This is a genomic window from Pseudomarimonas arenosa (genome assembly GCF_014841215.1).
GTDB lineage: Bacteria > Pseudomonadota > Gammaproteobacteria > Xanthomonadales > Xanthomonadaceae > Pseudomarimonas > Pseudomarimonas arenosa.
In genome coordinates, this window is sequence record NZ_JACYTR010000033.1 from 1 (window position 1) to 21,172 (window position 21,172).

At 64.1% G+C, this 21,172-nt stretch carries 18 protein-coding genes; 16 read left to right on the forward strand and 2 right to left on the reverse strand.

The genetic code is table 11. The annotated features are described in order from the left end of the window. Window positions 1-181 precede the first annotated feature (181 nt). The 10 genes from IFO71_RS13940 to IFO71_RS13985 all read left to right on the forward strand — a co-directional run bounded on the left by IFO71_RS13940 (window position 182) and on the right by IFO71_RS13985 (window position 12,811). On the forward strand, window positions 182-382 hold the full coding sequence (locus tag IFO71_RS13940) for a putative motility protein (RefSeq protein ID WP_192030259.1): 201 nt from the start codon (window positions 182-184) through the stop codon (window positions 380-382). A 292-nt stretch (window positions 383-674) separates the two neighbouring features. Then, the gene (locus tag IFO71_RS13945; RefSeq protein WP_192030260.1) at window positions 675-1,544 is read left to right on the forward strand and encodes a CPBP family intramembrane glutamic endopeptidase; all 870 of its coding nucleotides are present in this window, start codon (window positions 675-677) and stop codon (window positions 1,542-1,544) included. Between the two features lie 102 nt (window positions 1,545-1,646). Then, window positions 1,647-2,162 (forward strand): c-type cytochrome, encoded by a 516-nt coding sequence (locus tag IFO71_RS13950; RefSeq protein ID WP_192030261.1) that lies wholly within the window; start codon window positions 1,647-1,649, stop codon window positions 2,160-2,162. Next, window positions 2,138-4,054 carry an ExeM/NucH family extracellular endonuclease gene (locus tag IFO71_RS13955; RefSeq protein ID WP_192030262.1) on the forward strand — a complete coding sequence of 639 codons (1,917 nt, stop codon included), beginning with the start codon at window positions 2,138-2,140 and terminating at the stop codon, window positions 4,052-4,054. Before IFO71_RS13950 ends, IFO71_RS13955 begins: the two co-directional genes overlap by 25 nt. A 73-nt stretch (window positions 4,055-4,127) precedes the next feature. Next, entirely contained in the window at window positions 4,128-4,808 is a 681-nt protein-coding gene (locus IFO71_RS13960) for an alpha/beta hydrolase (RefSeq protein ID WP_192030263.1), read from the forward strand. Beyond that, window positions 4,805-5,917 (forward strand): cell division protein ZapE, encoded by a 1,113-nt coding sequence (gene zapE / locus IFO71_RS13965; protein WP_332309379.1) that lies wholly within the window; start codon window positions 4,805-4,807, stop codon window positions 5,915-5,917. The genes IFO71_RS13960 and zapE overlap by 4 nt, the downstream gene beginning before the upstream one ends. A gap of 15 nt (window positions 5,918-5,932) precedes the next feature. Continuing rightward, a complete protein-coding gene (locus IFO71_RS13970; RefSeq protein WP_192030264.1) occupies window positions 5,933-8,062 on the forward strand; it encodes a winged helix-turn-helix domain-containing protein in 2,130 nt (709 codons plus the stop codon). A 115-nt stretch (window positions 8,063-8,177) separates the two neighbouring features. Next, window positions 8,178-9,530 (forward strand): Vgb family protein, encoded by a 1,353-nt coding sequence (locus IFO71_RS13975; RefSeq protein WP_192030265.1) that lies wholly within the window; start codon window positions 8,178-8,180, stop codon window positions 9,528-9,530. A 232-nt stretch (window positions 9,531-9,762) separates the two neighbouring features. Beyond that, window positions 9,763-11,796 carry a pre-peptidase C-terminal domain-containing protein gene (locus tag IFO71_RS13980; RefSeq protein ID WP_192030266.1) on the forward strand — a complete coding sequence of 678 codons (2,034 nt, stop codon included), beginning with the start codon at window positions 9,763-9,765 and terminating at the stop codon, window positions 11,794-11,796. Window positions 11,797-11,929: 133 nt separating this feature from the next. Next, the gene (locus IFO71_RS13985; protein ID WP_225444646.1) at window positions 11,930-12,811 is read left to right on the forward strand and encodes a class I SAM-dependent methyltransferase; all 882 of its coding nucleotides are present in this window, start codon (window positions 11,930-11,932) and stop codon (window positions 12,809-12,811) included. Here IFO71_RS13985 and IFO71_RS13990 read toward each other — a convergent pair. Continuing rightward, window positions 12,808-13,215 (reverse strand): hypothetical protein, encoded by a 408-nt coding sequence (locus tag IFO71_RS13990; RefSeq protein WP_192030267.1) that lies wholly within the window; start codon window positions 13,213-13,215, stop codon window positions 12,808-12,810. The genes IFO71_RS13985 and IFO71_RS13990 overlap by 4 nt on opposite strands. Before the next feature lie 176 nt (window positions 13,216-13,391). On the opposite strand from IFO71_RS13990, the gene IFO71_RS13995 reads away from it, so the two are divergent. The 3 genes from IFO71_RS13995 to IFO71_RS14005 all read left to right on the forward strand — a co-directional run bounded on the left by IFO71_RS13995 (window position 13,392) and on the right by IFO71_RS14005 (window position 16,071). Beyond that, window positions 13,392-14,318: a DMT family transporter gene (locus tag IFO71_RS13995; RefSeq protein ID WP_225444647.1), complete on the forward strand. Its 927-nt coding sequence runs from the start codon at window positions 13,392-13,394 to the stop codon at window positions 14,316-14,318. A 141-nt stretch (window positions 14,319-14,459) separates the two neighbouring features. Then, window positions 14,460-15,188: a substrate-binding periplasmic protein gene (locus IFO71_RS14000; protein ID WP_192030268.1), complete on the forward strand. Its 729-nt coding sequence runs from the start codon at window positions 14,460-14,462 to the stop codon at window positions 15,186-15,188. Between the two features lie 70 nt (window positions 15,189-15,258). Further along, the gene (locus IFO71_RS14005; protein WP_192030269.1) at window positions 15,259-16,071 is read left to right on the forward strand and encodes an outer membrane protein OmpK; all 813 of its coding nucleotides are present in this window, start codon (window positions 15,259-15,261) and stop codon (window positions 16,069-16,071) included. Between the two features lie 236 nt (window positions 16,072-16,307). On the opposite strand, the gene pepN is transcribed toward IFO71_RS14005, so the two are convergent. After that, window positions 16,308-18,902 carry an aminopeptidase N gene (gene pepN / locus IFO71_RS14010; RefSeq protein WP_192030270.1) on the reverse strand — a complete coding sequence of 865 codons (2,595 nt, stop codon included), beginning with the start codon at window positions 18,900-18,902 and terminating at the stop codon, window positions 16,308-16,310. Window positions 18,903-19,038: 136 nt separating this feature from the next. On the opposite strand from pepN, the gene IFO71_RS14015 reads away from it, so the two are divergent. From IFO71_RS14015 to IFO71_RS14025, 3 genes are read left to right on the forward strand one after another with little or no spacing between them, the layout of a single operon-like run. Continuing rightward, window positions 19,039-19,476, forward strand: a complete 438-nt coding sequence (locus IFO71_RS14015; protein WP_192030271.1) for a ketosteroid isomerase-related protein — start codon at window positions 19,039-19,041, stop codon at window positions 19,474-19,476. Continuing rightward, window positions 19,473-20,048, forward strand: coding sequence for a DNA-3-methyladenine glycosylase I (locus tag IFO71_RS14020; RefSeq protein ID WP_192030272.1), 576 nt, complete (start codon window positions 19,473-19,475; stop codon window positions 20,046-20,048). Before IFO71_RS14015 ends, IFO71_RS14020 begins: the two co-directional genes overlap by 4 nt. After that, window positions 20,045-21,151 carry a transporter substrate-binding domain-containing protein gene (locus IFO71_RS14025; protein ID WP_192030273.1) on the forward strand — a complete coding sequence of 369 codons (1,107 nt, stop codon included), beginning with the start codon at window positions 20,045-20,047 and terminating at the stop codon, window positions 21,149-21,151. Before IFO71_RS14020 ends, IFO71_RS14025 begins: the two co-directional genes overlap by 4 nt. The last annotated feature ends 21 nt before the right edge of the window (window positions 21,152-21,172 follow it).

A 21,172-nucleotide genomic window follows, 5' to 3' on the forward strand; every position in this document is an offset into this window, starting at 1 on the left:
TTTGCGCCGATTGCCGCGTTGCTTCTCGCCCAAGTGGGCCCACCACTTGGGCTCGTCGCGCCTTGCACTCGACGCAAAGTCCTCGGTGATCATCCGCGCCCCCTCATGAAATATCCGGGCTAAAGTTTTCCCGCCCGCTGTCGATAAGCCCCTTGTAGTCAGGTGGAAATCGCCCAGCCCCATGGATTCGCTTAGCGCCAGCATCATCAATACCGCCGTCGGTCTGAGTCAGGCCCAGGCGCAGCAGGCTATCCAGACCCAAGTGCTGAAAACGGCGCTCAACATGCAGGCCGCGGCCGCCGCCGCCCTGGTGCAGGCTCTGCCTACCCCGGGTCTGGCCAGCTCAGGCAGCGTCGGCACCTTGTTGAACGTTTACGCCTAGCTAGCAGGCGGCTGAGACTCAGCAGCCTGATATCGCGCGCCAAGGACGGCGCGCTCGGAAAGCAAACCCGCAATGTTTGATTTCCGGCAAACCGTTCGACAGGCTACGGCAAGCCGGTGGCGGCAAAGCGCGGCTGGAATGAGTCTCAGCGGCCGGTTGGCCTGCTGGCGTCGGCCAGATCATCCTCTCGGGTGGATGCCGCATCGTCGGTTTCGCGGCTTTCGTCGCAGGCTTGCCGCAACCTGCCGTCCAAGCGCTAAGGTAGGCCCCTGTCGGTATCGCGAGAATGGGCATGCGATCACTCTGGGTGTTTCTGGGCGTCAGCTTCGGCTTCAGCTGGGGTCTGGCCGAATTGACCTATCGCGTCTGGCAACCCGAGCCGCTGGGTCTGGCCTTGATGCTGATGGTCTATATGTGGGGACCGGGCCTGGGGGCGATAGCCGCTCGCTGCCTGGTGGAAAAACAGCCGCTACGCAGTCTCGGCCCACTATGGCGCTGGAGCCCCTGGCTGCTGGTCGCCTGGCTGGCGCCCCTGCCATTTGCACTGGCTCATGTGCTGCTTTCGGTGCTGGCGCCTGGCGTCTCCCTTAGCGTTGACATTGTTGCTGTACGTGAAGTGATCCTGCTGGCGGTGGCCCCGGAGCAACAGGCCGCTGCCCGCTCTCAGCTGGAAGCATTGGGCGAATGGCTGGTGCTGGCGATGATCGCGCAGATCGTGATCGGTGGCCTGCTGGCCGGCGCCACCATCAATGCGCTTGGCGCGCTGGGCGAAGAGCTGGGCTGGCGCGGCTATTTGCAGCAGCACTGGGCCCGGCTTGGGTTCTGGCGCTGTCACGCTCTGATCGGCGTGGTCTGGGGCGTCTGGCATTGGCCGGCCATCCTGCGCGGTCATAATTATCCCGATCATCCCTACTGGGGCTTGGCCATGATGGTGCTGTTCTGCGTCAGCGCAGCGCCGTTGTTTGGTTATTTGCGCGACCGCGCCGGCAGCCTGCTGGCGCCGGTGTTGGCGCACGGCGTACTCAATGCCACCGGTGGCGTGGTGCTGTTTGTGGTCGGCGCCAGCGACCTGTGGCGCGGACCAGCGGGGCTGGCGGGGGTGCTGGTGTTGGCCCTGATCAATCTGGGGTTGTTTTTTCATCGCCGTCGCCAGGTTTCTTGACACGGGCGGTTGCTTAGACGGTTTTCGGATCAATCCGTCGTCGCTATACTGCGCAGCTGGTTTGGCTACCGCAACGCTTACCGTTGCCCGGCAGGTGCGCAAGTGCGCAATTACGACATCGAATTCCTCAAGCATTTCTCGATGGTTATCGCCTTCTTGGTGGTAGTGACCCTCGGTCTGATTCTGGGCGCCATGTGGCTGCACAGCGACCGCGCGGTGGCTGCTGAAGATGCCATCGAAGGTGGCGTCGAAGCCCGCCTGCAGCCGTACGGTGCGGTGTATGCCGGCGAAACCGGCGCCGCCGCCCTGGCCGCTGCCGCTGAAGCGGCGCGCGCCGCGGCCGCCGCACAGGTGGCTTACGGTGGCACCGAGGACGGCTCAGTGATCTACGGCAACCTGTGTGGCGCCTGCCATGATTCCGGTGCCGGTGGTGCGCCGAAGATGGAGCAGGCCGCCTGGGCGGCACGCATCGGCAAGGGTGAGGAAACCCTGATCAAGCATGCCATCGAGGGCTTCCAGGGCGAGGCCGGCCTGATGCCGGCGCGCGGCGGTAACCCGTCACTGACCGACGCCCAGGTGGCGGCGACGGTGAAATGGATGCTGGGCAATCTGCAGTGACCCAGGCCCGGCAATCGCCCGTCAACGCCGCCCTAGAGGCGGCGTTTTCGTGTCATCGCCTGCTGCGGCCGGCCGCGCTGGCCCTGAGCCTGGGCCTGCTGCTCGGCTGTCAGCCGGGCGCTGAGACGAACGCCGGTCCGGTTGCCAGCCTTGAAGAGTCTGCGCTGCGCAATATCGGCGCCTTGCAGGGGCGCGATACACGCAGCCCCTACGAGGGCCGTACGGTCAGTGTCCAGGGCGTGGTGACCGCTAATGTGGTTAACGGCCTCGGTGGGTTCTTCCTGCAGGATGCCACCGGCGCTGAAGACGGCGATCTGGCCACGGCAGATGCCGTGTTTGTCGAGTGGGCCAAGGGCCAGCAGCCAAAGATTCGCCGCGGCGATCGTCTGAGTGTTCACGGGCGGGTGGTGGAACGCGGCGATGGCGCGGCCAGCATGACCACGCTCAGCGAAGCCAAGATTGAGGTGCTGGGGCGGGCAGCGGTACGGATTACCGAGCTGCAGCAGGCGCCGCGGCGACTTCAGGACTGGGAAGCCCTTGAAGGCATGTGGATTCGGATCAAGGCGCCGCTGACGGTGACGGGTAATGCCAGCCTGCACAGCTATGGCGAACTGGTCACCGCCTTCGACGGCGAACTGTTCAACCCGACCGAACTGCACCCGCCGGGACCAAAGTCACGCGCGCTGGCCGAAGACAATCTGCGCCGTTCTCTGTTGCTCGATGATGCCCGGCAAAGCAGCCATCCCGAACGACTGTGGTTCCTGGAGCAGATGCCGGATGCCGAGCACAGTCTGCGTGCCGGCAGCCGGCTGTTCGACGTCGAGGGCGTGCTCGACCAGCGCTTCGGTCAGCGCCGATTGCAGCTCACCGCCAAGCTCGGCACCATCGAGCATGCCGAACGGCCACCGCCGCCGAGCGGTCCCGAGGGCCTGCGCGTGGCCGGCATCAACCTGCACAACCTGTTCAATGGCGATGGTCGCGGCAAGGGCTTTCCGACCGAACGCGGCGCCGCCAGCCTGGCCGAGTATCGACGCCAACGCGACAAGCTGGTCCAGCTGATCTCCGCCTTGCGGCCGGATATCGCCGCGCTGTCCGAAGTGGAAAACGATGGCAATGACGCCAAGGCTGCCATCAGCGATCTGCTGGCCGAACTGAACAAGCAGCTGCTGGCGGTGTCGAGCGTGCCCGAGGGCGCTGAGCCACCGCGCTACCAGTTGGTCGCCGATGCCGACCTGCGCCAGGACCCGATCCGGGTGGCGCTGATCTATCGCGCTGATCTGCTGCAGCCGGTGGGCGAGCCACTCAGCCTGGCGCGCGGTCCGTTCGGCGACGGCCGCCGGCCGCCCCTGGCGCAGAGCTTCCGCAGTGCGGACGGCGGCGTGCCGTTCACCGTGGTGGCCAATCACCTGAAGTCGAAAGGCGGCTGCCCGAGTGGCGACAATGAGCTGGGCAATCGTGATCAGGGCGATGGCCAGGGCTGCTGGAACCAGGCCCGAGTGGAAGCCGCGCGTGCCCTGGATGCCTGGATCAAGGAGGATCCGACCGGCTCGGGCAGTCCCTACCGGCTGCTGATCGGTGATCTCAATGCGCACAGCCAGGAAGACCCATTGCGCCTGCTGCGCAGTCTTGGCTGGCGTGATGCCTTGCCGCTGAATGGCGAGGGTCCACGCCCGACCAGTTATCGATTCGACGGGCGGGCCGGTCGACTCGACCACATCCTGATCAGTCCGGAATTGCAGTCGGCCTTACTTTTCGCTACCAGTTGGCCGGCGAACAGCGCCGAATCGCAGCTGTTCGGCTACAAGCGTGGCACGGACAGCAGCCCCTACGGCGCCTCTGACCATGATCCGGTGCTGGCGATTTTCGATCTGACGAAACTGCGCCAGCCCTGAGTCGGGCCGTTCCGCTACCGAGTCGGGCGGCCGACTCCGGTATGATCGCCTGCGCCCTCACCCATTTTTCGTCATGACCGAGCACAGCATTCCATTTCCACCGGTAGCGCAAGAACTGCTGCTTCCCGGGCCCGCCGGCCCGCTGGAAGTCGTGGTTGAGCTGGCCGAGCCGGAGCAGGCGCGGGCCGGGGTGGCGGTGATCTGCCATCCGCACCCGTTGCACGGCGGCACCATGCACAACAAGGTGGTGACCATGCTCGACCGCAGCCTGCGCGAGCTGGGCCTGAATACGGTGCGGTTCAATTTCCGTGGCGTCGGTCAATCGGCCGGCGAACACGACAATGGCCGCGGCGAGACGCTGGATCTGCTGGCGGTGGCCGAGTGGGTGCAGGCGCGCTGCCCGCACGATGCGCTGTGGTTGGCCGGCTTTTCCTTCGGCGCCTACGTATCCCTGCTGGCGGCGCGCCACCTCAAGCCCAAGCAGATGATTTCGATCGCCCCGCCGGCCGGGCGCTGGGATTTCTCCGCCGTGCTGCCGCCGAATTGCCCCTGGCTGGTGGTGCAGGGCGAAGATGACGACGTGGTCGATCCGCAGAACGTCTATGACTGGCTCGATGCCATTGCAGCGGCCGAACGCCCGACCTTGATCCGCATGCCGGAAACCGGCCATTTCTTTCATCGCCGCCTGATGGATCTGCGCGGGGCGATCAAGAATGGCGTGCGCAGCAACCTGCCGCCCGTGCGCAAGGCGTGACCCGAGCGCCCGACCAGCGTCCCATCGCACCCTCCAAGGCTTACAACGAGGGCGTCGCCAACGGGCGCTGGCAGGACGACCCGGCGCAGCGCCAGGTCCTGCTGCATTTCGATCGCATTCACACCGAACTCAGTGTTCAGCAGGGCGGTGGACTGTGGCGCAGCCTGCAGCGCCGTCTGACGCCCAACGATCCGGTCAATGGATTGTATCTTTGGGGCGGAGTCGGCCGCGGCAAGACCTTTCTGGTCGATCTGTTCTTTGAGCACTTGCCGATCGAGCGCAAGCGCCGCGTGCACTTTCATCGCTTCATGGGCGATGTGCACGCGCGACTGTTGACCCTGGCCGGGCGCAGCGATCCGCTGGCTGATGTGGCCGACGATATCGCAGGCGAATGCGCCCTGCTCTGCCTGGATGAGTTCTTCGTCAGCGACATTGGCGACGCAATGATTCTCGGTCGCCTGCTGTTCAAGCTGTTTGAACGACGTGTGGTGTTGGTCACCACCTCCAATACCATGCCCGATCAACTGTACAAGGACGGGCTGCAACGCACGCGCTTCCTGCCGGCGATTGATCAGATCAAGCAGCACTGCGTGGTCCACTACATGGAGAGCAGCCAGGACTACCGGCTGCGCACCCTGACTCAGGCACCGGTGTATCACTGGCCACTGAACGGCCAGGCCGAGATTGCCCTGGAACAGTTCTACGAAAAGCTGACCCAGGACACCGTGCGCGAAGGCGAGCCGTTGCATATCAACGGTCGGCCCATTCCGGCCATCGACTACAGCGAGGGCGTGGCCTGGTTCGATTTTCATGCGCTTTGCGATGGCCCACGGGCGGTGGCCGATTACATCGAGATCGCGCGTGACTTCCACACCGTGCTGTTGGCTCATGTGCCGCAGTTCGATGCCACCCGCGACAATGCGGCCAAACGCTTCATCCACTTGGTCGATGAGTTTTACGATCGCAGCGTGAACCTGATTGTTTCGGCCGAAGTTGCGCTGACCGATCTCTATCGCGGCGAAAAACTTAGCGCTGAGTTCAGTCGTACCGAGAGTCGACTGATCGAGATGCAAAGCGAGGATTACCTGGCGCGTGCCCATCGGCCCTGAGCGCAGGGTAGTTGCATGGACCAGCGATCTGCACTCAACACTGCCCCGGCCAATGGGCGCATTCGCCTCCTGCCAGACGAGTGTTCAGGCGCTCATCCCATCATCGAGTTCGATTTTGGCACGCTGCAGTTTGACAACGGCCACAAGCTGTCTCCAAAGGCCTGCCAGGTGCTTTGGCAGTTGCTGCAGCATGCCGGTGAAACCATAGGCAAAGAGCAGCTGCTCGACAGCGTGTGGTCTGGCCAGCCGCGGGTGCCCGATGTGTTGGTGCAGGCGATCACGGAAATTCGCCGCGGTCTGGGTGAGGAATTGCGTGCCGGCTTGCGTACCATCCCCAAGCACGGCTACCGCCTGGAGTTGCAGGTGAGTTGGCTCGATGGGAAAGCGCCATCGAACTCAAGTGATGATGCCGACAGCCGCCCGCCGCGGCACCGCGCTTCGAGCGTGACGCTGACCTTGCTGAGCCTGCTGGCCGTGGCCTTGGCATCTTGGTGGGTTGTACGTCAGGAAACCAGCACAGCGCCGCCCGATGGGCAGCTGCGGGTCGGCGCACGGCTGAGTTTCGAGCCCGGGCCGGATCGGCAGGCAGCACTGAGTCCGGATGGTCGCCTTCTCGCCTACGTGCGACCGCTGGCCCCGGGGGGCGTCTGGAAAGTGCATCTGCGCCAGCCGGGCCTGGCGACGCCGCCGCAGCTTCTTTCATCTGCCGATACCGCCCTCGAGCTGCAGCCGGCCTGGTCCAACCGCGGCGACCGCCTGGCCTGGCTGCGAATTGACGATCAAGGCTGTCGCTTTGTCATCCATCGACTGGCCGATGGTCAGCAGCAGCAGGTCGGGGACTGTTTCCGCGATATCGCGCCACCGTTCGCCTGGAGTCCGGATGATCGCGCCCTGCTGGTCACCGATCGAATGGAATCAACGCAGCGTGCCTTGCATCTGGTCTTGCTCGATCTGCTCAGCGGCGAACGCCGCCTGCTCGACTATCCGCGCGCCGAGGCCCAGGCAGACTATCAGCCGCGATTGTCACCGGATCGTGGCCACTGGGCCTTTCTGCGCAGCGCGCGGCAGGCTACCGAACTATGGGTGATGGCGGTCGATGGCAGTCAGGCTCGTCAGGTCACCCGCTTTGCTTCCGGTCTGGCCGGCTTTGACTGGCTGGCCGACGGCCGTGGCTGGCTGGTGGTGGCTGCCGGCACGGCGCGGCCGTCCTGGTGGCAGGTGGACCTCAGCGGCAGCCGACATCCGATCGACGGGCCCCACCTGGTGCAGCCAAGTCGAGCCGCCGACGCTGATCTCTGGGTCGCCGAACAGCCGGCCAGTGCCAGCGTGCTTTGGCGGGGCGTTGGCGATCAGGCACGACCCCTGGCCCCGAGCGAGCAGGGCAGCGATCAGTTCCCTACCCCACACCCCAGCGGTGGTCTGCTGTTCGTGTCCAATCGACGCGGGCCGGCCGAACTGTGGTGGCTGCCGGTACTCGACGCGCCAGCGCAGCCTCTGAGCTCGCCGGCCGATGCTTTCGGTCGGCCGCTGTGGTGGGATCAGGATTCGTTCCTGTTGAGCGTACGCGAGGGCAGCCAGTGGCAACTGCAGCGCCGCTGGCTGCATCGGCCACAGACAAACACCATCGATCTCGCCCCGTATCAGGTCAGCGAACTGGCTCGGGTCGACCAGCACTGGTTTGCCATCGGCAGTCGGATCGACAACCCTGGGCACAGCGAACTGCTGCGTCTGCGTCTGGTCGATGGCGAAATCCAGCGCGCCGAGCCCACCGGTATTGCAGCCATTGCAGTGCGCAGTGGCGAGGGGCAGCTGTGGATTCGGCAGTATCTGCAGCGCGGCGTGCGACAGCTTGATGTGCAGACCCTGGCGCTCGGTGCAGCGGTGGGCGAAGACAGTCACTTTCTCGATTGGCGGATCGAGGATGGCGGCCTGCTGTACTGGCGACGCAGCGACTTGCAGCGGCATGAGCTGGTCTGGCTGGACCCGCAAGGACAGCGGCCCAGTCGCCTCGAACTGCCAGCAGACGAGGTGTTCAATCCCTTCGCCGGCTTGGCCCGCACGGCTCAGGGCGAACTGCTCAGCGTGCGCCACAATGCCGATGCCGGCGATCTGCACGCGCTGGAGTGGCTCGAGGCCGGCCGCTGATCGCGTGCAGGCAGGGCCTCCAAGTAACTGATTCGTCGCGAATTCGGCAAAATTTCGGGACTCTTTGACCACGCTCGACGCAGTCTGCCGCGGTGTTTTCTCTCGGTAGATCAATATGTCGAACAATCGTAGTTTCCTGCTTTATGCCATCGCCATCGTCTGGCTGGGGCTTGCCAGCGCTGCGCCGGCTGTCGCCCAGTCCTGCGGGCAGGTCCTGGTTTCCGGCTACTACTCCAATGTGCACGTCTTCGACGCGTGCAGCGGTGAGTCGCAACAGGTACTCGACCAGGCCCAGCCGCGCCGCTTGAGCGGTGCCCAGGCGATCGCCCTGCACCTGGGCAAGCTGTACGTGGTGAGCGAGGGCAGTGGCGAGATCCTGCGCTATGACGCCCGCACCCTGGCCTTCGTTGACCGCTTCGTTGCCGCCGGCGATATCGGCCCCACCGGCGTGGCGATCGGGCCGGACGGCGATGTCTATGTCGGCGGCTACCAATCGAGCAGCGTGCTGCGCTTCGATGGCACCAGCGGCGCACTCAAAGGCACCGTGGTTTCGGCCAATGCTGCCGGTTTGCGCGGCGCCGACAACGGGCTTAGCTTCGGCCCCGACGGCAAGCTCTATGTGCCCGGCTACGACAGCAATAATGTGGTGCGCTACGACCCGAGCACCGGTCAGACCACCCAGTGGGTGGCGCCCGGACTCGGCGGCCTGCGCCATACCCGGGCCATCCTGTTCGAGCCCGGCGGTGAGTCGGCCCTGGTCGCCAGCGAGGGCAGCGGTACGGTGTTGCGCTTCCGCGTCAGCGACGGCGCTCTGCTCGGCACGGTGTTGCGTCCAGGCTTCCGGCCCACCGGCCTCACCTATGGGCCCGATGGTGAGCTGTGGGTGACCGGTGACCAGGTCAACCGCGTCGCCGCCTACCGCGACGGCCAGTATCTGCGCGATGTGGTCCGCGATGGTCTGGGCGGGCTCGATGGCGCCACCTTTGTACTCTACCTGCCGCCGGCAGCGTCGACAGCAGTGAATCCGGATCACATCGGCAGTCAGTACTGGATTGTTGGCGTGGCCAGCCGCCAGGGCGATGCCTGGGTGGCGCAGGCATCGTTCAGCGCCAGCGGTACTGGCTTTGGCGATGCCTTTCAGACCGAGCAGTTGCAAACCCGCCGCTGGGGCGAGCTTCGTCTGCGCTTTACCGATTGCGACAGCGCCGAATTCAACTGGATCAGTGAGGGCGAGGACAGCGGCGGCTTCGGCCGCGGCGGCTATGCCGTGCTGCGCCTGGCCGACAACCCGGCCGGGCAGGCCTGTCGGCAACAGGGCTTCGCCACGCAAAGTGGCGCCGACTATATCCAAGGCACCTGGTTCGGCGGCCCCGGTCGCAGCGGCGAGGGGCTGTTCATTGATCGACTGGGTCCCGACCAGGCCTTGATCGCCTTTTTCACCCATCGTCCGGTCAGCGACAGCCCCTGATCCGGTTGTGGCCCAGGTCGTCCGAGCAGCAGCCTGATAGGACAAAGTCTGAACAGATTGTGAACTTGTTCACAATCTGTTTAGAATGCAGCGGCGCCGTCATCGTCGTGTCACCAGCCTGCCATGGGGAGATTGCAAGCTGCGCGGCTCGGCCAGGGGAGATGGCCGCCTTGCTTCGATTGCTGTCTTTTCAGACGGGTCATGGAGCGACCCACAACTTGGGGACCTCAGGATGCATACGCGCTTCATGACCGGGCCGCTGGTCGGCCTTTGCCTGCTTGCGGGCGCCGCCCGCGCAGACGTCTTCATCAACGAGTTTCACTACGACAACAGCGGCACCGATAGCGGCGAGAACGTTGAAATCATTGCGCCGGCTGGCACCAACCTCAGCGGCTGGAGCGTGGTGCTGTACAACGGTGGCGGCGGCGCACGCTATGCCACGCTGAACCTCAGCGGCAGCGCAGCTAACCAATGCGGCGGATATGGCACGGTGGTGGTCGCCGCACCGGGCATCCAGAACGGCTCTCCGGATGGTCTGGCGCTGGTCAATGCCAGCGGTCAGGTGGTGCAGTTCCTCAGCTATGAAGGCAGTTTCAGCGCCACCGATGGCCCCGCCGCCGGCTTGACCAGCAGCGATATCGGCCAGGCCGAAACCACCAGTACAGCGGTGGGTCATAGCCTGCAGTTGAGTGGCAGCGGCAGCAGCGCCGGCGATTTCAGCTGGCAGGCGCCGAGTGCCGCCAGCTTTGGCAGCTGTAACCCTGGGCAAAGTTTCAGCGGCGGCGGCAGCCCGCCACCCAGCCCCGGCGAGCTGGTCAACGGCGTTGCCCGCAGCGGTCTGGCGGCCGGCACCGGCCAGGCGCTGGAGTATCGGATGATCGTACCGGCCGGTGCCAGCAATCTCAGCATTGCCACCAGCGGCGGCAGCGGCGATGCCGATCTGTACGTCAAGTTTGGTTCTGCACCTAGCACCAGCAGTTACGACTGTCGCCCGTACAAGAACGGCAACAGCGAAAGCTGCAGCTTTGCAACGCCCAGTGCCGGCACCTATTACGTGATGGTGCGTGCCTACAGCAGCTTCACGGGACTCAGTCTGGTCGGCAGTTTCAGTGAGCCGAGCGCGCCGCCGCCGCCCCCGCCGGGCGGTGCGACGCTCAGCAAGGCCGTGCCCGTCACCGGCCTCGCTGCCGCCAGCAACAGCAGTCTCAGCTATACCTTCAGCGTGCCGGCCGGTGCCAGCAACCTCAGTATCGTCAGCAGTGGTGGCAGCGGAGACGCTGATTTGTACGTGAAGTTTGGTTCTGCACCCAGTACCAGCAGTTATGACTGTCGGCCCTACAGGAGTGGCAATGCCGAAACCTGCAGCTTTGCCGCACCGCAGGCCGGCACCTGGCACGTCATGCTGCGCGCCTACAGCAGCTTCAGCGGGGTCAGTCTGGTGGCCGACTACACTCCGGCCAGCGGTGGTGGCAGCGGCTACTACGCGGGTGTCAACACCAGCAGTTCCAGCGCCCTGCGCAGCTCGCTGCACGCCATCATCGACGACCACACCCGCTTTCCCTACAGCGCCAGCACCACCGACACCTGGGATGTACTTGAGCAGGCCGACCAGGATCCGCTCAACAGTAGCCGCATCCTTGATATCTACAAGAATGCCTCGTACGCCAAGGCTGGTGGCGGCAACGATTTCTACAATCGCGAACACACGTGGCCGAAGTCCTATGGCTTCCCTGACGATGTGCCGAGCAACTATCCGTACACCGACATGCACATGCTGATGCTGTCCGATTCCAGCTACAACAGCTCGCGCGGCAATCTGCCGTTTGGCAATTGCACGGCCAGTTGCACCGAGTATCCGACCCAGGCCAACGCCGGCCAGGGCGGCGGCAGCGGCAGCTTTCCGGGCAATTCGAACTGGGCCAATGGCAGCGTGTGGCAAGTCTGGAGCAAGCTGAAAGGCGATGTGGCGCGGGCGATGTTCTACATGGACGTGCGCTACGAGGGCGGAACCCATGGTGGCAGCGGTGCCGCCGAACCGGATCTGCGCCTGACCGACAATATGAGTCTGGTCAGCGCCAGTGCCGGCAATGCCAGCGTTGCCTATATGGGATCGCTCAGCGTGCTGCTGCAGTGGCATGCCGAGGACCCGCCGACCGAAGCCGAGCAGCTGCGCAACGCGCTGATCGAAACCTACCAGGGCAATCGCAATCCCTTTGTCGACCACCCCGAATGGGTCGGGTGTGTGTTTCAAAGCCTTTGTCAGTAGCAAACTGAGCTGATACGGCAGGCGGCGCTGCGCCGTCGCCCGCCGCTTCGTCCCGGGGATTCCCCGATCTAAACTTGCCAAGCACAGACCGGCTGCTACGCTTGCCCCGGTTAGAACAGCTTGGAGGTTCCCGATGAGACGCTTACTTGCCGCCAGTTTGGCTGCCTTGCTTGCCGGTTGCGGCCCGAACACCCCTGGCACCGATACAGCGCCCAGCGCCGCTGCGAATGTGCCGGAACCGGCTGCGGCCCCAGCGAGCGAGCCAGTGTCGCCGCTGCAGGCGGCGATCGCCGGTGAATGGCGCGATCCGGCCAATGTTGCCCGTGATCAGTGGCGACATCCGCAGCAAACCCTGGAATTCTTCGGCATACAACCGAACATGCGAGTGGTGGAAATCACCCCTGGCGGCGGTTGGTACACCGAAATCCTGGCGCCCTGGCTGGCGCCGCAGGGCCAGCTGGTCGCCGCCTTGATCGATCCGGCCAGCTCCAGCAGTGAGCGCGCCCGCAGCTACTACAGCGAAAGCAATCAGAAGCTACGCGACAAGCTGGCAGCGCAGCCGCAGCAGTACCGCAAGGTTGAGCTGGTCGAGTTCAGCCTGACCACGCCGAGCTTCGGCACGCCGGCCTCGGCCGATGCGGTGCTGACCTTCCGCAACGTACATAACTGGATCAATGCCGGGGCTGCGCCCGGCATGTTCAAGGGCTTCTTCGAGGTGCTCAAGCCGGGCGGCGTGCTCGGGGTGGTCGAGCATCGCGCCAACAGCGATGTGCCGGAGGGCGATCGCTCGGGCTACATGAGCGAGCAACAGGTGATCGCACTGGCCACGGCGGCCGGTTTCGTGCTGGATGAGAAGAGCGAAATCAATGCCAACCTGGCCGACACCAAGGACCACCCGAACGGCGTCTGGTCGTTGCCGCCGGGTAACCGCCACGACGAAGCCGACGCCGCCAAATATCAGGCCATCGGCGAATCCGACCGGATGACCCTGCGCTTCCGCAAACCGGCGGGCTAACGAGCCAGCTCGGGCAAGGGCGTGGTCAACCACCACGCCTTGGCCTTGCTGTCCCAGCGCCAGATCTGACGATCAATCACGCTGCGTTCGACCTGGGTGTGCTTGTTGATCAGTCGCAACTCAACTACTTGTTTCACTTCGTCGTCGGTGATTTCGGAGCCCTGCACGTAGTAGCCGGCCACCTGATACTGCGCCCAGCGGCGGGCCTCCAGATCGGACAGGGCCAAGGCTTCTCGTTGCTCGGGGTCGACGAAACTCAGCGCGCCGGCAAAATCGCTCCAGCGCAGGGTGCTCTGATAGGTGTACAGGGTTTGATCGAGCTTGCGCGCATTGCCGCCATCGCTGGCGCAGCCCAGCAACACACTGAACAGCAAGATGAAACCGAATGTCTTCGCGCAGCGCATGCGACCTCCAACCGACTGTGCCGCCGCGCAGCATACCCCGAATGCCGAAGAAAAGTCCGGCCAAACGTGCATCGCTCCGGCTGATCTGAACCGACCGCTTGGTTGCCGCGAGAGCCGGCTTGTTGGGGCTCTGATCCCGATGCTACCGTCGAACGCTTTCCCGGAGTAACGAGCACATGGCCCTGCATTCGGTGTCTGGCCGCTGGAAGCTTGGGTTGTTGCTGGCCCTGGCCACCGCGGGCTTCTGGGCGACCCTGCCGATCGCCTTGAAGGTGGCGGTGCAGGAGGTCGATGTCATTACCCTGACCTGGTTTCGCTTCAGCTTTGCTGCCCTCGGCCTGGGGCTGTGGTTGCAACTGCGTGGTGGATTTGCTCGCTTTGCCGAGCTCGGTCGTCGTCAATGGGGCTGGCTGAGCCTGGCTGCGCTGATGCTGATCGGCAACTACGTGTTCTATCTGCTGGGTTTGGACTACACCACGCCGGCCAATGCCCAGCTGATCATCCAGTTGGCGCCGCTGTTGATGGCCATCGGCGGAATCTTTGTGTTCAAGGAGCGCTTCTCGCTGGGACAGTGGTTGGGTCTGGCCCTGGTTGCGCTGGGCATGTGGTGGTTCTTTTCCGATCAGCTCGATCAGGTCGGCGGCGCTCGCTACACCTTCGGGGTCTGGATGATCGTGGTCGCCGCCCTGGTCTGGGCGATCTACGCCTTGATTCAGAAGCAGTTGCTGCTCTACCTCAGCTCGCCCTTGATCCTGTGCTTTATCTACGCCGTCGCGGCCGTGGGTCTGCTGCCTTTCGCCAGCCCCGCAGCGTTGCTGCGGCTCGACCAGGGACAGTGGCTGGCCTTGCTGTATTGCGCCTTGAACACCCTGGCCGCCTACGGTGCCTTTGCCGAGGCGCTGGCACACTGGGAGGCATCGCGGGTGTCGGTGGTATTGGCGTTGACCCCGCTGCTGACCTTGTTGTCGATGGAACTCGCCCAATGGTGGCTGCCCGGTCTGGTGGCGCCTGAGTCGCTGGGTTGGCTTGGTGTGCTGGGCGCGCTGTCGGTGGTGCTGGGATCGGCCATCACCAGCCTGCTGGGGCGCCGTCGCGCCGGCTGAGATCAGCGCAGCAAGATCATTGATGCGCTGATTGTGTGCGAGCCCGGAACCACGTAGGCTGAAGACGGACGATCTTGCGACCGCTATCGTCCGGCTCCGGATCGACATTCGCGATCAGCGGCGCACTGCAGGAGGCCTCAGATGAGCAAGCCTGCCGCACTGTTCAGCGTATTCCTATTTTTCGGTGGCTCCGCCGCTGCGGCTGAGTACACCATTGGCGTTGAAGCCCTCGACTACTACCCACACTACCGCAGCGACGCCAAGGGCGAATTCAGCGGTTTTGCCCGCGCCGTTCTGGATACCTACGGCCAGGATCGCGGCCACAGCTTCCGCTATCGGCCGCTGCCGGTGACCCGGCTGTATGCCGAGCTGATCGCTGGCAAGGTCGATTTCAAGTATCCGGACAACGCCTTCTGGGGCAAGGACGCGAAAAAGGGCGCGGCATTGAGTTACAGCCAACCAGTGGTCAATTACGTCGATGGCTTGATGGTGCAAAGCGATCGCGACCCAGGCACGCCGATTCAAACCATTGGCACGGTGATGGGCTTTACCGCCTTTGCCTATCTCGATGCGCTGGCCGCTGGCACCTACAAGGTCGAAGAGCGCACCAGCATGGACCAGCTGCTGAAAGGTGTGGCGGTGGGACGGATCGATTCTGCCTACGTCAATATCGACGTCGCCCGTCATGCCCTGAAGGGTACGCCGGAGGAGGGCAAGCTGAGTTTCGCTGACAGCATGCCCGCCGATCGCGGCAGCTACCACCTGTCGACCTTGAACCATGCCGAGCTGATCAAGGACTTCGATGCCTGGCTGGGCAGCAATGCTGATCGTGTTGCCGCCTTGAAGAAAGAATACGGCTTGCAGAACTGAACACACTCAACAACGCAGGCGCAACACGCAAAATCCTGCTGTTTCCGGCTTCCAAGTGAAGGGGGGTGTTATGAGTCAGGCGCTAGCGGTGCCAAGAACGGTCGCAGCCATCACACTGCTCGGTCTGCTGTGCAGCCAAACGGCTTCGGCTGGGCCGATCTGGTCAACCAGCGAGATTCATCTGCAACACGGCAGCCTGGATACCCCCAGCTTTGCCGGCGGCGGCGATGCCGACACCACCATCGTCACCTTGCAGAATGCCAGTGGCTGGGAAAAGATCGAACTGTTCGTGTTCCTCGACATCATCGACGACAACCGCAGCGATGGCTTCAATGACAGCGATCTGTACGGTGAGCTGTACGTCGGCGGAGGATTCGGCAAGTTAAGTGGCAAGGACCTGAGCTTTGGCCCATTCAAGGACATTGGATGGGTATTTGGAATCAATCACGCCGATGATGCAAAGGTCTGGAAATACCTGCCTGGCTTGCGTCTGTACTGGAATGCGCCCGGCTTTGCCTTTCTGAACACCGACATCACCGCCTATATCGACGACAGCCGAGGCGTCGGCCGCGGCGGAGCGCCGAAGGAAAGCGACAGCTTCATGGTCGACTTTGCCTGGGCCTATCCATTCAGCGTTGGCGAGCAGAAATTCAGCATCGAAGGCCATATGGAATACATCGATGGCCGGCGCAACGAATTCGGTGGTGAGGTGGCCAGCTGGATTCTGGCCCAGCCGCAATTCCGCTGGGACATCGGCCACGCCCTCGGCTGGGGTGAATCGCACCTGTTCCTTGGTATCGAGTACCAGTACTGGCGTAACAAGCTAGGTGACCCCAACACCGACGAATCGGCTCTACAGGCCCTGGTAGTGCTGCAGTTGTAGGGTGGGCCCTGGCCAGCCAGCTCTCTGTCCGGGCCGGCTCTGTCTGCGCCGGTCTGTCCCCGCCGACTCTGCTCCTGCCGCTCCGCGTGGCAGCCGTGTACACCCGCGGTTGCCAACGCAGGCGGCAGCCGCTGTGGCTCTTTTCGACCACGACTGTTCGATGACGACGATGGGATTGCCGCCAAGGCGGCGGCTTGCAGTGGTGTGGAGGTGTCAGATGGCGGGCCAGGCCCGCCTTACGCCAGAAGCCGGCCGACCACATCCTTGAGATCGGCGGATTGCGCCTTGCTTTGCAGGTCGGTCAGGGCGCTCTTGATCAGACCCTGTCGCTCGGCGTCCAGACGGCGCCAGCTTTCCAGCGCGGTCAGCAGTCGGGCGCTGACTTGCGGGTTGATGGCGTCCAGTTGAACGACCTGTTCAAGGTAGAGACGATAGCCGGCGCCGTCACGACGGTGGAAGGCGACCGGGTTGCTGCGGCCTAGGGTGCCGAGTACGGCGCGTACCCGGTTCGGGTTATTCGGCAGCCAGCGCTGCGGGTCGCGCAGCAAGGCGGCGATATCGTCCAGCGCTTCTGGCTGCGGCCGGGTGGCGACCAGGCCGATCCATTTGTCGGTGACCAGTAGATCGTTGTGCCAGCGTGCGGCGAAGCGATCCAGGGCCTGGGCCTTGCCGGGCGCATCGAAATGCACCAGGGCGGCCAGTGCGGCGATCCGATCGGTCATGGTCGGCGCTTCAGTAGACTGTCGTTCGGCCAGCCGCGCTGTCGGGTCGAGTCGGGTCAGCCAGTGCAGCAGCACATTCTTCAGTCGCCGCGCCGCGGCGGCCTCGGGGCTGAGCGAATCGGGCTGTTGCGTGGCCAGCGCGCGGTAACGCGTATCCAAGGCATCGGCATGCACCTCGGCCAGTTCATCGAGCAGGTCCTCGCGCTCCTTGATCAGGCCATCCAGGTCGATCTCTGCACACTGATCGGCCAGGGTAGTGATGTCAGGCAGGGACAGGCACTCGGCGACAAAGGCGTGATCGGCGTCGGCGCTGGCCAACAGTTCGCCGCAGGCATCGAGCAGGGCCTGACGGTAGTCGGCCTTGCCCTCGGCGATGCAACCAAAGGCCAGGCGTTGAATCGCATCCCAGCGCAGCAGCGGATCGCTTTCGAATCGCACCACCTTAGCCAGCTGTTCCGCTCGGTAGCTGAACTTCAGACGCACCGGTGCTGACAGGGAATGCAGAAAGGTCGGAAGCGGTGCCTCGCCCAGACCGCTGACCTGCAAGCGATGGGTGGGCTCGCGCAGTTCAATCAGATCGCCTTGCAGTTCGGCATCACTGGAGACACCGTTGTCGATGCGCTGTCCGGCCTCGTTGTAGAAGGCAAAGCGCAGCGGCAGGTGCAACGGTTGCTTGATGCCACCGCCCGGGGTTGGCGGCAGATGCTGATGCAGGGTCAGCACGTACTCATGACGATCGGGATCGAACTGCTCGCTGACCTGAATCTCCGGTGTGCCGGCCTGTTCGTACCAGCGCTTGAACTGCTCCAGATTGCGCCCAGACGCCGCGCTCATGGCCGCCAGAAAATCTTCCACCGTGGCGGCCTGGCCATCGTGCGCTGCAAAGTAGCGATCCAGGCCGCGTCGGAAGTCGGTCTCGCCAAGTAGGGTATGCAGCATGCGTATGACTTCGGCGCCTTTCTCGTACACCGTCGCGGTATAGAAGTTATTGATCTCGCTGTACTCGATCGGGCGAACCGGATGCGCCAGCGGACCGCTATCCTCGACGAACTGACGGGCGCGCAGCAGCCGCACATCGCCAATCCGCTTGACGCCTCGCGAGCGCAGGTCGGCGGTGAACTCCTGATCGCGAAACACCGTCAGGCCTTCCTTCAAGGACAGCTGAAACCAGTCGCGCAGGGTGACCCGGTTGCCGCTCCAGTTGTGAAAATACTCGTGCCCGATCACCGCCTCGATCGCCTCGTAGTCGGCATCGGTGGCAGAGTCGGCATCGGCCAGGATGTAGCGGGCATTGAAGATATTCAGGCCCTTGTTCTCCATCGCGCCCATGGTGAAGTACTGCACCGCAACGATGTTGAACTCGTCCAGATCATAGGCACGGCCGAAGCGCTCTTCGTCCCAGCGCATGGCGCGCAGGGTGGCCTCCAGCGCATATTGGCAACGCGCCACATCGGCGTGTTCGGTCCACACCCGCACGTCGACCTGGCGACCCTCGATGGTCACGAAGCGGGTTTCCACGCAACCGATATCGCCGGCGACGATGGCAAACAGATAGCCGGGTTTTGGGTGTGGATCGAACCAGCGTACGAAGTGCCGGCCGTCTTTCAGATCGCCAGCCGCTTCACGATTGCCGTTGCTCAGCAGCACCGGATAGCGCGACTTCTCAGCACGCAGTTCCACTCGATAGCGGGACAGCACGTCGGGCCGGTCGAGGGCCCAGGTGATGCGGCGGAAGCCCTCGGCCTCGCATTGTGTCAGCAGCATCGGACCGCTGGCGTACAGGCCTTCCAGTCGGGTGTTGCGCTGCGGGCAGATCAACACCACGGTTTCCACTACGCAGCGCGCAGGCAGGCGCTCGATATGCAAGCGATTGCCGACAATGCTGTATTCGCCGGCGGCAAGCAGACGGTCGTCGACCCTGATCGATTCGGTTTGCAGCTCCTCCCCTTGCAGGCACAGGGCAGCATGATCGCTGGCATCCGGCTCAGCCGCTTCGAGTTGCATACGGCAGCGAACCCGTGTCTGGCTGGCTTCGAGATCCAGGCACAGATCAATTTCATGAATCCGCCAGGAAGGGCGGCGATAGTCGGCCAGGCGCACAACGGACATGGGGAGAAATCCGGATACTCAATCAGGGCGCACCTTACCATGCAGGCCTTGAGCCTACGGTGAGCAGCCCATGCTGATGCCGCAGTGGCCGATGCAGCCGGTATGATCGGGTCTCAAACCCCACCACGGATGCACCATGTTGATTGACGGAGTGCGCTCGGCCGACCGCGCCACAGAGCGGGTGTTGGCCTACTATGCGGCGTTTAACCAGCGCAACCATCCCGCCCTGCTGAGCATGCTCTGCGAGGATGTCGTGCATGACGTCAACCAGGGCCGACAGGAAATCGGCCGCGAGGCGTTTGCCACGTTCTTGCAGCGGATGGATCGCTGCTATCGCGAGCAGATTGGCGACGTGGTGGTGATGGTGACCAACAATGGTCGTCGCGCAGCGGCCGAATATGTGGTGAGTGGCGAATACCTGCACACCGACGAGGGACTTCCGCCTGCCTCGGGACAGCGCTATCGCCTGGCCGGCGGTGCCTTCTTCGAGCTGCGCGAGGGGCAGATTTCGCGCGTCACCAACTACTACAACCTGGGTGACTGGTTGGCGCAGATCGGCGGTGACCGCGCATGAGTGCAGCTGAGCGTTGCCCCTGGTGCATGGGCAGCACGCTGGAGCGCGACTATCACGATCAGGAATGGGGCGTGCCGCAGCACGATCCCACCGTACTGTTCGAACTCCTGACCCTTGAAGGCGCCCAGGCCGGGCTTAGCTGGCGCACGGTGCTGCAGAAGCGCGAGGGCTACCGGCGGGCATTTCTGCACTATCGGCTGCCTGAGCTGGCGGCCTTGAGCGACGCCGACCTCGAGCAGCGACTGAGCGACCCGTCGATCGTGCGCAATCGGCTCAAGGTGTGGTCAGTGCGCAGCAATGCCCAGGCCGTACTGCGTCTGGCTGATCAGGGTCAGTGCTTGAACGAGTGGTTATGGGCGACGGTCGACGACGAGCCGCAGATCAACCAATGGCAGCGAATGGCCGACGTACCGGCGCGAACCGAGCGTTCCGACGCGCTGAGCAAGCGGCTGCAGAAGGCCGGTTTCAAGTTCGTCGGCAGCACCATCTGCTATGCCTTCATGCAGGCCGTTGGCATGGTCAATGACCATCTGCAGAGCTGCTACCGCTACCGCCAGCTGGGTGGCCGATGAAGCGCTGGCTGTGGCACGCCTGTCTATTGCTCGGCGGCGCTGCCGCCGCGGGCGCTGACGAAGTGCCTGACCAGGTTGTGCTGGAGGTAGGCCTGCGGCTGACGGCGCCGTTTGTAATGCAGGCCGATGAGCTATCGTCGGCTGTCGACGCGCCGCCGCAGTACAGCGGGCTGGCGCTGGAACTATGGGAGGAGATTGCAGCGGAGAACGGTTGGCGCTATCGCTACCGGCCGTTGCCATTGTCCGATCTGTTCGATCAGTTGGAGCGCGGAGAGATCGATCTGGCGGTTGGTGGATTGAGCATCACCGAGGCCCGCGAACAGCGCGTCGACTTCAGCCACCCGTTCCTGAGCGATGGCCTGGGCATCGCGGTGAAGGCCGAACCGGGTCTAAGCCTGGGCGGTCTTGCGCGGCGACTTTGGCAGGGCGGATTCCTGCTCTGGGTGTTCGGCCTGGTCGCCATGCTGGGCGTGGTCGGCGTGTTCGCCTGGCTGCTGGAGCGGCGCGGCAACGCCGGCCAGTTTGGCGGCACACCGGCCCAGGGCATCGGCAGCGGCTTCTGGTGGGCCGCGGTCACCATGTCGACGGTCGGCTATGGCGACAAGGCGCCCGCCACGCTGGGCGGGCGGCTGCTGGCGTTGGTCTGGATGTTTACCGCCATCATCCTGGTCGCGGTATTCACGGCGGGCATCACCGCCAGCCTGACCGTCGGCGCACTGGAATCGCGGGTGCAAGGCATAGACGATTTACCGCAGGTGCGGGTGGCCACGGTGAACGCCAGCACCGCCGATCAATGGCTGCAGGAGCAGGGCATCCGGCGCCTAACGGTCGACGGCAGCGCCGCTGCCTTGCAACTTCTGGCAACCGGTGAGGTCGATGCGGTGGTAGGTGATGCCGCCGCGCTGCGCTTTCAGATCCGTCATCAGCGCGTCGGCCAGGGCCTGCACGTGCTGCCGCAACGGCTTGATCGCCAGCAATACGCACTGGCCCTGGCGCCCGGTCATGCGGCGCGCCGTGAGGCCCTTAACCGGTCGTTACTGCGCACCCTGGAATCGCCGCAGTGGCAGGCAAGACTGAACGCCCTGCTCGGTGAGGGCGGCTGATTTCGGCGCCCAACACCTTGC